A 12,002-nucleotide genomic window follows, 5' to 3' on the forward strand; every position below is an offset into this window, starting at 1 on the left:
CTTTATTTCACGGTCAGCGTCACCTTTTCGGGCTTGGCTTCGATCAGTTCACACCCCTGAGGCATCTTGACCCGGTACGAGGCAACATATTTACCCGGTTCGATTCCCGGCTTCAACTCCAGCGAAGCCTCGACCAGGCCGGCAAAGGCCTTGTCGGACAAAAGCGCCGCCGGCCCCTTGATGCGCAGCGTCACCGCGGCCGGACTGGCCGTGATCTCGCGCCCCTTGGGCGGCACGAGGGTCAGCGGCGCCCGCAACGTCACCTCCGACTCCCTGCCGACGAAGCCCATGGACACGTCCACGGCCACGGGCGACGCGTCCACGTCATCGGGGACGTCCAGGGCCACCCGCTCCTCGAACCGACCCGGCGGCGGGCTCGGCACGGTCACCGGCTGGGTGCGCACCTGGGTCATGCCGTCGAGCTTCGAGGACGGGCCGGTCAGGCGCACGCTGTCCGGCGTCACCCTGACCCCGGTCATGGAGTAGCCCTCGGGCACGGGCGAACGCAGCACCACTTTGACCGGCACCTTTTTGACCGTCCGCTTTTCCACCTCGAGCTCCAGGCGCGACGGCCTGATCTCCACCACCTCGTAGACCTTGGGCAGCGGGATGTTCTTGGCGTCGAAGACGATGAGATTCTTGCCGGGGGCGATCCTGCCGAGGTTCAGGTTGTAGACGAGCTGGCTGTCCTCGATGCGGCGGGCCACGCCCCGCGGGCCGCGCACCAACACGTCCACCGAGCCGACCATGCCGCTTTTGATGTAAAGCCCCTCGGGCGCGCCGGTCATCTCCACCCGCATGGCCATCCAGGTATCGACCTTCTCCCGGCCGGTGACGAGGTACCAGCAGAAAACGGCCATGGCGAAGGCCAAAAGCAGGTATTGCCAGTTCGGTTTCATACGCGTTTGGTAAAAAGATTCCACAACATGTTTTTGAGCGTGCGTTCATCCACCGGGGAAATGAGCCTGCCGCCCTCGGCCACGGACACCACCCCGCGCTCCTCGGACACGACCACGGCCAGGGAGTCGGTCTCCTCGGTGATGCCAAGGGCCGCCCGGTGCCGCGTGCCGAGCGAGGCGTCAAGCGGCACGCCGGCAATGAGCGGCAGGATGCAGCCGGCGGCGGCGATGGTCTCGCCCTGGACGATGACCGCACCGTCGTGCAGGGGCGTATCCGGGAAAAAGATGGTGCCGAGCAGTTCCCGGCTCATGCGGGCGTAGACCTCCACCCCGCGCTCGATCCAGTCGCCAAGGGGCACCCGGCGCTCGAAGACGATCAGCGCCCCGGTCTTGGTGCGGGCCATCTGGAAAACGGCCAGGACGCAGGCGTCGAGGGCCGCCTCGGTCATGGCCTCGCGCCGTCGGGGACGGAAAAAGCCCCAGGCCCCGACGCTCGAGAGCGCCTTGCGGATGTCGGCCTGAAACAAAATGATGATGACCAGGAAGATCGAGCCCAGGAAGTTGGTGAGGAGCCAATGCAGGGTGTTGAGCCCGAACTCCCCGGACAGGTAATAGAGAATGCAGATGAGCAGGAAACCGTGGAGCACGGACACGGCCCTGGTGCCGTGAATGAGGATGAGCCCACGGTAGAAGATGTAGGTGACGAGCCCGATATCCAGGACCTCGGTCCAGGACAGGTGCAGATTTTCGAGAAAGGCGAGGGACATGGCCACAGTCCGCGGCTGGAGGGTGATTGCCGGGGGAGGTCGCGTCAGGCGGCCATGGCGGCGGCCAGACGCAGGGCCTGGGCGACCCCGGCCACATCATGAACGCGATGGATACGCGCGCCACGGGCGGCGCACAGGGCGGAAGCCACGGCCGTGGCCGGCCCGCGGTTCTCCACCGGCAGGCCGAGAAACGCCCCGAAGAAGGCCTTGTTGGACAGGCCCATATAGATCGGACGCCCCAGAACGGCGAAGCGGTCCAGACCGCGCAGGAGGGCCAGGTTGTGCTCCAGGCGCTTGCCAAAGCCGATGCCCGGATCGAGGACGACATGGTCCTCGGGCAGGCCGGCCCGCACGAGCCGGGAAAGATGCGCCTCGAAAAAGGCCAGGATATCCTCGACCACGTCGTCGTAGCGCGGATCGTCCTGCATGCTTCGGGGCCGGCCCTGGCAGTGCATGAGCACATAGCCGGGCTTACCTACGACCAGCACGTCCGTGAGTTCCGGGTCAAAGGCGCAGGCCGAGATGTCGTTGACGATGACCGCCCCGGCCTCGATGGCGGCGGCGGCGCAGCCGGCCTTGAAGGTGTCCACGGACACCAGCGCGCCGGGAAGCTCGCGCAGAATTCCGGAAACCACGGGCACCACCCGGCGGATTTCCTCTTCCAGTGGCACCTGGGCAGCGCCTGGCCGGGTGGATTCCCCGCCGACGTCGAGGATGTCCGCGCCCTCGGCGGCCAGGGCCAGGCCGTGGGCCACGGCGGCGGCCGCAGTCTCGTGGCGGCCGCCGTCGGAAAAGGAGTCCGGGGTAACGTTTATGATGCCGGCGATGCGGTTGGCCGCGCAGTCGAGGACAAGCCCCCGACCCAGCCGCCAAAGCGTGTTAGCGTTCGTTTCCATGGCCTTCGTCGCCCGGCTTTTTTTCCGGATGCGCGGATTCGTCGGGCTCCAGGGTGAATTCCTCGCCGCCGGCGTGGGGTGCGGCGATGGTCGCCTCGGGCGCGGCAGCCTCAGGAGCGGTTGCCTGGGGAGCCGCCGGATCCGCCTGGGCGGGCGCGTCCTGCGCCGAAGCGGCGGCGGCCTGCGTCCCAGTGGCGCTGTCTGGCGCGGCTTCCTGCCCGGGAGAGGCGTTGCCCCCGGCCGCCGGGCCCGCCGTCCCGGCCGGGGTCTCGGGCGGGGGGAGGGTCTCGCCCCGCATGAGGCGGTCGATGTCATCGCCGGTGATGGTCTCGCGCTCGAGCAGGGCCTTGGCCACGGCCTCAAGGGAGTCGCGCTCGCTCTCCAGGATGGCGCGGGCCCGGCGGTAGGCCGATTCCACGATCTTGCGCACCTCGGCGTCGATCTGGCGCGAGGTCTCTTCGCTGAAGTTCTTGTGGTGCACGAGGTCCTTGCCGAGGAAGATCTCGTTGTCGTGCTCGCCGTAGGAAAGCGGCCCGAGCACTTCGCTCATGCCCCAGGAGCAGACCATCTTGCGGGCCATGGCGGTGGCCCGTTCGATATCGTTGCCGGCCCCGGTGGTCATCTGGTCGAGGACAAGCTCCTCGGCCACCCGGCCGCCCATGAGCACGGCCAGATTGTTTTGCAGGAAATCCCGGGAATAGTTGTGCCTGTCGTCGGTCGGCAGCTGCATGGTGATGCCAAGGGCCATGCCGCGCGGAATGATGGACACCTTGTGCACGGGGTCGGTGCCCGGAAGCTTCCTGGCGACAAGGGCGTGGCCGGCCTCGTGGTAGGCGGTGGTGCGCTTTTCCTCATCGCTGAGGATGAGGCTGCGGCGCTCCTTGCCCATGAGCACCTTGTCCTTGGCCTGCTCGAAATCGGCCATGTCCACCTGGTTCTTGTTGACCTTGGCCGCCTGCAGCGCCGCCTCGTTGACCAGGTTTTCCAGGTCCGCGCCGGAAAAGCCGGGCGTGCCCCGGGCCAGCACATCGAGGTTGACGTCCGGGGACAGCGGCGAACGCCGCGAATGGACTTCCAGGATGCGCCGGCGGCCGCGCACATCGGGGGTGGGCACCACCACCTGCCGGTCGAAACGACCGGGGCGCAGCAGCGCCGGGTCCAGGACGTCCGGGCGGTTGGTGGCGGCAATGAGGATGACGCCCTCGTTGGATTCGAAGCCGTCCATTTCGACGAGCAACTGGTTCAGGGTCTGCTCGCGCTCGTCATGGCCGCCGCCGAGTCCCGCGCCGCGCTGGCGGCCCACGGCGTCGATCTCGTCGATGAAGATGAGGCACGGCGCGCTTTTCTTGCCCTGCAAAAAGAGGTCGCGCACCCGGGCCGCGCCCACGCCCACGAACATCTCCACGAAGTCGGAACCGGAGATGGAGAAAAAGGGCACTCCGGCCTCGCCGGCCACGGCCCTGGCGAGCAGGGTCTTGCCCGTGCCCGGCGAGCCGACCAGGAGCACGCCCTTGGGAATGCGCCCGCCAAGGCGGGTGAATTTCTTCGGGTCCGAGAGGAACTGCACCACTTCGGTCAGCTCCTCCTTGGCCTCGTCCACGCCGGCCACGTCATCGAAGGTCACCCGCGTCGACTCCTGGGTGATCATGCGCGCCCGGGAGCGGCCGAAATTCATGGCCCGGCCGCCGCCGTTCTGCATCTGGCGCATGAAAAAGATCCATACGCCTAAAAGTAGGATCATGGGGAACCAGGAGACGAGCAGAGTCATGTACCAGGGCGACTCCTCGTCGGGTTCGGCCATGACCTCGACTTTTTTTTGCATCAGCGTGGAAACGAGGGTGGGATCCTCGGGCGAGTAGGTCAGAAACTTGCCGCCGCCGGTGGTGACGCCCGAGATTTTCGATCCCTGGATCTTGACGGAAACCACGTCCCCGGCGTTCACTTTCTGAATGAAATCGGAATAGGAAAGCTTGGCGCTTTGGGGCTGCGGTTGGTTGAACAAGTTGAACAGGACGACCATGACCAGTGAAATGGCCGCCCAAAGCATGAGATTTTTCGCAAAGCTGTTCAAACTGGAGTCCTCCAGGAGTCGGGCAAGGAAGGGTGGGGCCCGCGAGTTGTAAAGGTGATGGCCATAGCACAGCCGCATCCGGGCTGTCCACGCGGCAAAACCGGTTTTCCTTCGCCGCCGGCCAAGAGTCGGAAATGCCCGGGCAAGGCTTGCCAAGGCCTTCGTAGCTTCATATTGTATTGCATAATAAGCGTCCAGGACGCGTCCGGCAAGGAGCGGCGATGCCTTCTAAACGTATTTTGACGGTGGACGACGCAAAAAGCGTGCGCGGACTCGTCTCCAGGACCCTGCGCCAGGCCGGCTACGACATTGCCGAAGCCGTGGACGGGGCCGACGCCTTGGAGAAAACCGCCGACGGCGTCGATCTCGTCATTACCGATATCAACATGCCGGGAATGGGCGGCCTGGAACTCATCGCCCGGTTGCGGCAGCGCGAGGACACCCGCTTCACCCCGATCCTGGTCCTGAGCACCGAATCCCAGACAGACATGCGGCGACAGGCCGTTTCGGCCGGAGCCACGGGCTGGATCGTCAAACCCTTCGCTCCGGAAGTGCTGCTGGCCCTGGTGCGCCGCTTCCTGTGCTGAGCCCCGCCCGGACACAACGAACATGGCAGACACCCCGCAGGCAAAATGCTCCGTGCCCGACCTCGACGCCGCCGGCATGGACAGCGGCGCCCTGCTCTTCCACGACGCCCCGCTGGCGGTGTACCTGCGCGGCACGGACGGCGCCCTGCTCGACGCCAACATGGCCATGGCCGTGCTGTTCGGCTTCGACGGTCCGGCGCAGTTCCTGGAGGCCATGGCCGCGACCCCGGACCAGTACTACCTGGACCCGGACACCCGCGCCGCGGTGCTTTCCACCCTGGCCCGCGACGGACACCTGACCGGCCGGCAGCTCCAGGCGCTCGGCCGGGACGGATTCGTCATCTGGGTCGAGGAATCGGCCCGGCGGATCGTGTCCCCGGCCGGCGAGACCTTCTACTTCGGCTACCTCCGCGACATCACGGCCGAGAAAAGCTCGCGCTGGGCGCTGACCGAGATCGAGGAGAAATACCGGGGCATTTTCGAAAACGCCGTGGAAGGGCTTTTCCAGATGACCCCGGGCGGCCGCTTCGTCACGGTCAACATCGCCTTGACCCGCATGCTCGCCTATCCGGCCCCCGAAGACCTGACCGCCATGTCCAACGCCGCCGCGCACGTTTTCGCATCCCCGGCGGAATGGCGCCAGCTGGAGACCGCCCTCGACGCCGCGGGCATGGTGCGGGGATACGAGGTGGAGCTTCTCCGGGCCGACGGGGCGCGCATCTTCGCCTCGATTCATGCCAGGGCCGTACGCGACGTCGACGGTGGCATCGTGCTGTTCGAGGGCTCCATGGAAGACGTGACGGAACGCCGCCAGTCCCAGGAGCAACTGCGCCAGAACCTGGCGCACACCCGGGCGCTTTTTCACCAAACCGTCAAATCCCTGGCCACGACCGTACGCTTCCGCGATTCCTACACCGCCAGCCACCAGGACAACGTGGCCCGCCTGTCCTCGGCCATAGCCCGGACCCTGGGCCTGCCCGAGGACATGACCGCCGGCATCCAGGTGGCCGGACAACTGCACGACATCGGCAAGATCAACGTGCCGTTGCGCTACCTCAGCAAGCCGGGCCGGCTGGTCGGCCTGGAATGGGAATTCATGAAGCAACATGCCCAGACCGGGTACGAGATCCTCAAGGACATCGATTTTCCCTGGCCTGTGGCGGAGATCGTCCTGGCCCACCACGAGCGCCTGGACGGTTCGGGCTACCCGCGGGGGCTTTCGGGCGCGGCCATCGGCATCGAGGCGCGCATCCTGGCCGTGGCCGACGTGCTGGACGCCATGGCCTCCAACCGTCCCTACCGGCCGGCCCTCGGCGTGGACGCGGCGCTTGCGGAACTGGCCCGGCACCGGGGCACGGCCTTCGACCCGGAGGCCGTGGACGCCGCCCGGGCCGTGATCCGCGACGGCGTGGTCCGGTACTGACCCTCGCCCGGCCTGCAATCCTGTCGGGCCCTCCAATACCACAACATTTTTGTCGCATTTCTTGCGACATTTTTGTCTCCGACACTCTCCCCGCGGTTTTCGCCCACCTGCCGTATTTCAATAAACTTATTAAAATTAATAAGTTATCTCAAAAGTATCACGACTTTCCCTGGCTGGCATGACTCTTGCCTTAAAGGCCTCCATCACACTCTGGAGCAGGAGGCTTTACAAAATGCGCAAGATCGCTATTTACGGCAAGGGCGGCATAGGCAAGTCCACCACCACGCAGAACACGGTCGCCGGTCTGGCGGAAATGGGCAAAAAGGTCATGGTGGTCGGCTGCGACCCCAAGGCCGACTCCACCCGGCTCCTGCTGCACGGCCTGGCCCAGAAGACCGTCCTCGACACCCTGCGTGAGGAAGGCGAGGACGTCGATCTCGACGATATCCTCAAGGAAGGCTTCGGCGGCATCATGTGCACCGAGTCCGGCGGCCCCGAGCCCGGCGTCGGCTGCGCCGGCCGCGGCATCATCACCTCCATCAACCTCCTTGAACAGCTCGGCGCCTACGAGGAAGACAAGCACCTCGACTACGCCTTCTACGACGTCCTCGGTGACGTCGTGTGCGGCGGCTTCGCCATGCCGATCCGCGACGGCAAGGCCGAGGAAATCTACATCGTCTGCTCCGGCGAGATGATGGCCATGTACGCGGCCAACAACATCTGCAAGGGCATCGTGAAGTACGCCGACACCGGCGGCGTGCGCCTGGGCGGCATCATCTGCAACAGCCGTAAGGTCGACCAGGAAAGAGAGATGATCGAGGAGTTCTGCAAGCGCCTGGGCACCCAGATGATCCACTTCATGCCCCGTGAAAACCAGGTGCAGCGCGCCGAGATCAACCGCAAGACCGTCATCGACTTTTCGCCCGAGCATCCCCAGGCCGACGAGTACCGGACCCTGGCCAAGAAGATCGACACCAACGAAATGTTCGTCATCCCCAACCCCATTTCCATCAACGAGCTGGAAAAGCTGCTCATCGACTTCGGCATCGCCAACTAGTCACCGCGCCGCATCCAGTGAACACTACACCCACACGCACGTAAGGAGCACAGTCATGCAGACCATGGTGAGAGCCATCGTTCGTCCCGAGAAATGCGATGAAGTCCTGGCAGCCCTGATGGACGCCGGTTTCCCGGCCGTGACCAAGTTCAACGTGGCCGGACGCGGCAAACAGCGCGGCATCAAGATCGGCGAGATCCAGTACGACGAGATCCCCAAAGTGATGCTGATCTGCGTCGTGGACGACAAGGACAAGGAATTCATGGTCAAGACCATCATGGAAAGCGCCCGCACCGGCGCCAAGGGAGCCTTTGGCGACGGTAAAATCTTCGTGAGCCCCGTTGAGGAAATGTACACCATTTCGTCCGGTGTGAAGGAATCCTAAGGAGGGCGTCATGAAGGAGATCATGGCGGTTATCCGCATGAACAAGATGAACCAGACCAAGAAGTCCCTGGCCGATTCCGGAATCCCGGCTTTCGTGGCCCGCGAGGGCTACGGCCGAGGCAAGGGCCTGGTCAACCAGGCGGTGCTCGAAGGCGCCGCCGCCGGCAACGAGGAAGCCATCGCGCTCCTCGGCACCAAGGGCCGGCTGTACCCCAAACGCATCCTGTCCGTCATCGTTCCCGACGCCGAGGTCAAAAAGGTCGTGGACGCCATCATCTCCGTCAACAAGACCGGACAGGCCGGCGACGGCAAGATTTTCGTGATGCCCGTCTCCGATTCCATCCGGGTCCGTACCGGCGAGGACGGAGACGCGGCCATCGTCTAGGCGGCCCCTGCGGACGTCCCCGGACCAATACCGAGCTAACGAGGAAGCATCCAAATGAGCAGCAAGCCCATAAACGTCGAAGAGATCAAGAAGGAATTGATCGCCAAGATGCCCACCAAGGTCGCGCGCAAGCGGGCCAAGTCCATTGTTCCGGGCGCGGGTGGCAGCGGCGAGGCGATTCCCGAAATCCAGGCCAACGTCCGCACAGTTCCGGGCATCATCACCCAGCGCGGCTGCACCTATGCCGGCTGCAAGGGCGTCGTGCTGGGCCCCTCCCGCGACATCGTCAACCTGACCCACGGCCCCATCGGCTGCGGCTTCTACTCCTGGCTGACCCGCCGCAACGAGACCGACGCCGGCCCCGACGGGGACAACTTCATCCCCTACTGCTTCTCCACGGACTTGACCGAGCATGACATCGTGTTCGGCGGCATGAAGAAGCTGTCCGCGGCCATCCAGGAAGCCTACGACAACTTCCATCCCAAGGCGATTTCCGTCTTCTCCACCTGCCCGGTGGGACTCATCGGCGACGACATCCACTCCGTGGCCAGGCAGATGCAGGAAAAGCTCGGCATCACCGTGTTCGCCAACTCCTGCGAGGGCTACCGCGGCGTGTCCCAGTCCGCCGGCCACCACATCGCCAACAACCAGATCATGAAGCACATCATCGGCACGGACGACACGCCGGTGGAGGGCAAGTACAAGATCAACATTCTTGGCGAGTACAACATCGGCGGCGACGCTTTCGAGATCGAGCGCATCCTGGAAAAGTGCGGCATCACCCTGATCGCCACCTTCTCCGGCAACTCCACGGTGGAATCCTTCCGCAAGGCCCACTTCGCCGACCTCAACACCGTCATGTGCCACCGCTCCCTCAACTACGTGGCCGAGATGATGGAAACCAAGTTCGGGATTCCCTGGATCAAGGTGAACTTCATCGGCGCCCATGCCACGGCCAAGTCGTTGCGCCGCATCGCCACCTACTTCGAGGATCAGGAGCTCTTGGATCGGGTCGAGCAGGTCATCGCCGAGGAGATGCCGGCGATCGAGGCGGCGATCAAGGACATCCGCCCCCGCACGGAAGGCAAGACGGCCATGATGTTCGTCGGCGGTTCCCGGGCGCACCACTACCAGGAGCTGTTCGGGGAACTGGGCATGAAGGTCCTGTGCGCCGGCTACGAGTTCGCCCACCGCGACGACTACGAAGGTCGCCACGTGCTGCCCAAGATCAAGGTCGACGCCGACTCGCGCAATATCGAGGAACTGGAAGTCGAGCAGGACGCCACCCGCTACAAGCCCCGCAAGACGCCCGAGCAGCTCGAGGCGCTCAAGGCCAAGGGCGTCGAGGTCAAGGACTACGACGGCATGATCGGCCAGATGGACAAGAACTCGCTGATCATCGACGACATCAGCCAGTACGAGACCGAAAAGCTCATCGAGATCATGAAGCCCGACATCTTCTGCGCCGGCATCAAGGAAAAGTACATCATCCAGAAGATGGGCATGCCCATGAAGCAGCTGCACAACTACGACATCGGCGGCCCCTATGCCGGGTTTGTCGGGGCCATCAACTGGTACCGGGACATCGACCGCATGGTGAATTCCAAGATCTGGTCGCTGACCAAAGCGCCCTGGCAGTCCGAAGGGCCTGAACTCGAAGCCAGTTACGTGGCGGAATAAACAAGCTTTTCGCTAGAGAAGGAACGTATTTATGGCTCTCCTCAGACACACCACCGGCGAGATCAAGGAACGCAAGGCGCTCACCGTCAACCCGGCCAAGACCTGTCAGCCCATCGGCGCCATGTACGCCGCGCTCGGGGTGCACAACTGCTTCCCCCACAGCCACGGCTCCCAGGGCTGCTGCGCCTACCACCGCTCCACCCTGACGCGCCATTACAAGGAGCCCATCGTCGCCGGCACCTCGTCGTTCACCGAAGGCTCCTCGGTCTTCGGCGGCCAGTCGAACCTGATCACGGCCATCGACAACATCTTCACCCTGTACGACCCCGAGATCATCGCGGTCCACACCACCTGCCTGTCCGAGACCATCGGCGACGACCTGCGCCAGATCTCCCAGAAGGCCAAGGACGACGGCAAGGTGCCCGAGGGCAAGGTCCTCATCTACGCCAGCACCCCGAGCTATGTCGGCACCCACATCACGGGCTACTCCAACATGGTCAAGGGCATCCTCAAGGGCTTCGTCGCCAAGACCGGGACCCCCAACGGGAAACTCAACATCATCCCCGGCTTCTGCGAGCCGTCGGACATGGCCGAACTCCGTCGCCTGTGCGGGATGATGGGCATCGAGATCATCATGGTCCCGGACACCAACGGCGTGGTCAACGGCCCGATGACCGGCAAGTACGAGATGTTCCCCAAGGGCGGCGCCACCAAGGAAGAGATCGCCACCATGGGCGACTCCATGGCCACCATCGGCCTCGGCCGCTGGGCCACCACCGACGCCGTCAATTACCTCGACGCCGATTTCAAGGTGCCGGGCACCATCCTCGGCATGCCCATCGGCCTCCAGGCCACGGACCGCTTCATCGAGACCCTGCACAAGCTGACCGGCAAGGCGGTTCCCGACGCCATCACCTTCGAACGCGGCCAGCTCGTGGACATCATCTCCGACTACGACCAGTACCTCTACGGCAAGAAGGTGGCCCTGGCCGGCGATCCGGATCAACTGCTGCCCCTGGTCGAGCTGATCGTCACGCTGGGCATGATTCCGGCCTACGTCGTGTCCGGCACGGCCGGCAAGTACTTCGAGGACCGCATGGCCGAGCTGACCAAGGACGTTCCCTACGACTGCAAGTACAAGTGCGGCCCCCAGGCCGACATGTACCTGCTGCACCAGTGGATCAAGAACGATCCGGTCGACCTGCTCATCGGCAACACCTACCTCAAGTACATCGCCCGCGACGAGGACATCCCGCTTTTGCGCCACGGCTTCCCGATCCTCGACCGGGTGGGACACCAGTACTTCCCGACCTTCGGCTACTCCGGCGGCATGCGCCTTCTGGAAAAGATCCTGGCCGCCATCATGGATCGCCAGGACCGCGACGCCCCCGAGACCCGCTTCGAACTGCAGATGTAACGGAACCGCAACTTCAAGGGAGAGGAGACGAGACGCATGGCCATTGAAAAGCCGCAATACCTCATCAATGTCTGCGCGAGCTTTCGCGTCAAGGGTGAAGCCAAGGGCATCTGCCACAAAAAAGGCTCGCACAACCTGATGGGATACTTTGAAGAGGGTGTCCTCGACCGGGGCATCGACGCCCGAATCGTCAGCACCGGCTGCATGAAGCAGTGCGAAGAAGGCCCCATCGTGGTGGTGATGCCCGAAAACTGGTGGTACCGGGGCATCGACAGCGAAGACAAAGTGGACGAGATCCTGGACGCCCTGGAAAATGGCGAGGCCTGCGAGGAACACTTGCTCCCCTAACCGAAAGCCGGTTTGCCAACCGCTTGGATTGGACTTCCCATAGAAAAAGCCGCCCTGCTGTCACGGACCAGCGGGGCGGCTTCATTT

12 protein-coding genes are annotated in these 12,002 nt (G+C 64.2%); 8 read left to right on the forward strand and 4 right to left on the reverse strand.

The genetic code is table 11. From position 1 onward, the window contains the following. Nucleotides 1–2: 2 nt before the first annotated feature. Genes K9F62_19165 through ftsH form a run of 4 tightly spaced genes read right to left on the reverse strand, consistent with a single transcriptional unit; the run spans nucleotide 3 to nucleotide 4,711 of the window. The gene (locus tag K9F62_19165) at nucleotides 3–899 is read right to left on the reverse strand and encodes a hypothetical protein (protein UJX40784.1); all 897 of its coding nucleotides are present in this window, start codon (nucleotides 897–899) and stop codon (nucleotides 3–5) included. After that, nucleotides 896–1,666 (reverse strand): diadenylate cyclase CdaA, encoded by a 771-nt coding sequence (gene cdaA, locus K9F62_19170; protein ID UJX40785.1) that lies wholly within the window; start codon nucleotides 1,664–1,666, stop codon nucleotides 896–898. The genes K9F62_19165 and cdaA overlap by 4 nt, the downstream gene beginning before the upstream one ends. A gap of 44 nt (nucleotides 1,667–1,710) precedes the next feature. Further along, a complete protein-coding gene (gene folP / locus K9F62_19175) occupies nucleotides 1,711–2,562 on the reverse strand; it encodes a dihydropteroate synthase (protein ID UJX40786.1) in 852 nt (283 codons plus the stop codon). Then, on the reverse strand, nucleotides 2,546–4,711 hold the full coding sequence (ftsH, locus tag K9F62_19180) for an ATP-dependent zinc metalloprotease FtsH (protein UJX40787.1): 2,166 nt from the start codon (nucleotides 4,709–4,711) through the stop codon (nucleotides 2,546–2,548). The genes folP and ftsH overlap by 17 nt, the downstream gene beginning before the upstream one ends. A 143-nt stretch (nucleotides 4,712–4,854) precedes the next feature. Here ftsH and K9F62_19185 point away from each other — a divergent pair, with 143 nt between their 5' ends. The 8 genes from K9F62_19185 (at nucleotide 4,855) to K9F62_19220 (ending at nucleotide 11,915) form a co-directional block, all read left to right on the forward strand. Further along, complete coding sequence (locus K9F62_19185; GenBank protein ID UJX40788.1) at nucleotides 4,855–5,220, forward strand: response regulator; 366 nt, start codon at nucleotides 4,855–4,857, stop codon at nucleotides 5,218–5,220. A gap of 22 nt (nucleotides 5,221–5,242) precedes the next feature. Continuing rightward, the gene (locus K9F62_19190) at nucleotides 5,243–6,643 is read left to right on the forward strand and encodes a PAS domain S-box protein (protein ID UJX40789.1); all 1,401 of its coding nucleotides are present in this window, start codon (nucleotides 5,243–5,245) and stop codon (nucleotides 6,641–6,643) included. A 232-nt stretch (nucleotides 6,644–6,875) separates the two neighbouring features. Then, complete coding sequence (nifH, locus tag K9F62_19195; protein ID UJX40790.1) at nucleotides 6,876–7,700, forward strand: nitrogenase iron protein; 825 nt, start codon at nucleotides 6,876–6,878, stop codon at nucleotides 7,698–7,700. Nucleotides 7,701–7,755: 55 nt separating this feature from the next. Beyond that, nucleotides 7,756–8,085 carry a P-II family nitrogen regulator gene (locus tag K9F62_19200; GenBank protein ID UJX40791.1) on the forward strand — a complete coding sequence of 110 codons (330 nt, stop codon included), beginning with the start codon at nucleotides 7,756–7,758 and terminating at the stop codon, nucleotides 8,083–8,085. A 10-nt stretch (nucleotides 8,086–8,095) separates the two neighbouring features. Next, nucleotides 8,096–8,470: a P-II family nitrogen regulator gene (locus tag K9F62_19205; GenBank protein UJX40792.1), complete on the forward strand. Its 375-nt coding sequence runs from the start codon at nucleotides 8,096–8,098 to the stop codon at nucleotides 8,468–8,470. 54 nt (nucleotides 8,471–8,524) lie between these two features. Then, nucleotides 8,525–10,150: a nitrogenase molybdenum-iron protein alpha chain gene (gene nifD, locus K9F62_19210; GenBank protein ID UJX40793.1), complete on the forward strand. Its 1,626-nt coding sequence runs from the start codon at nucleotides 8,525–8,527 to the stop codon at nucleotides 10,148–10,150. A gap of 31 nt (nucleotides 10,151–10,181) precedes the next feature. Then, nucleotides 10,182–11,567 carry a nitrogenase molybdenum-iron protein subunit beta gene (nifK, locus tag K9F62_19215; protein UJX40794.1) on the forward strand — a complete coding sequence of 462 codons (1,386 nt, stop codon included), beginning with the start codon at nucleotides 10,182–10,184 and terminating at the stop codon, nucleotides 11,565–11,567. A 36-nt stretch (nucleotides 11,568–11,603) separates the two neighbouring features. Next, nucleotides 11,604–11,915 carry a (2Fe-2S) ferredoxin domain-containing protein gene (locus K9F62_19220; protein UJX40795.1) on the forward strand — a complete coding sequence of 104 codons (312 nt, stop codon included), beginning with the start codon at nucleotides 11,604–11,606 and terminating at the stop codon, nucleotides 11,913–11,915. Nucleotides 11,916–12,002: the final 87 nt, after the last annotated feature.

This window comes from Desulfovibrio sp. JY, assembly GCA_021730285.1.
GTDB lineage: Bacteria > Desulfobacterota > Desulfovibrionia > Desulfovibrionales > Desulfovibrionaceae > Solidesulfovibrio.

Excerpts from the sequence above, each read along its gene's own strand:
- nifK (UJX40794.1), top strand. The coding sequence starts at position 10,182 with ATGGCTCTCCTCAGACACACCACCGGCGAGATCAAGGAACGCAAGGCG.
- nifH (UJX40790.1), top strand. The coding sequence starts at position 6,876 with ATGCGCAAGATCGCTATTTACGGCAAGGGCGGCATAGGCAAGTCCACC.
- K9F62_19190 (UJX40789.1), top strand. The coding sequence starts at position 5,243 with ATGGCAGACACCCCGCAGGCAAAATGCTCCGTGCCCGACCTCGACGCC.
- folP (UJX40786.1), bottom strand. The coding sequence starts at position 2,562 with ATGGAAACGAACGCTAACACGCTTTGGCGGCTGGGTCGGGGGCTTGTC.
- K9F62_19200 (UJX40791.1), top strand. The coding sequence starts at position 7,756 with ATGCAGACCATGGTGAGAGCCATCGTTCGTCCCGAGAAATGCGATGAA.
- K9F62_19185 (UJX40788.1), top strand. The coding sequence starts at position 4,855 with ATGCCTTCTAAACGTATTTTGACGGTGGACGACGCAAAAAGCGTGCGC.
- K9F62_19205 (UJX40792.1), top strand. The coding sequence starts at position 8,096 with ATGAAGGAGATCATGGCGGTTATCCGCATGAACAAGATGAACCAGACC.
- K9F62_19220 (UJX40795.1), top strand. The coding sequence starts at position 11,604 with ATGGCCATTGAAAAGCCGCAATACCTCATCAATGTCTGCGCGAGCTTT.
- K9F62_19165 (UJX40784.1), bottom strand. The coding sequence starts at position 899 with ATGAAACCGAACTGGCAATACCTGCTTTTGGCCTTCGCCATGGCCGTT.
- cdaA (UJX40785.1), bottom strand. The coding sequence starts at position 1,666 with ATGTCCCTCGCCTTTCTCGAAAATCTGCACCTGTCCTGGACCGAGGTC.
- nifD (UJX40793.1), top strand. The coding sequence starts at position 8,525 with ATGAGCAGCAAGCCCATAAACGTCGAAGAGATCAAGAAGGAATTGATC.
- ftsH (UJX40787.1), bottom strand. The coding sequence starts at position 4,711 with ATGCGGCTGTGCTATGGCCATCACCTTTACAACTCGCGGGCCCCACCC.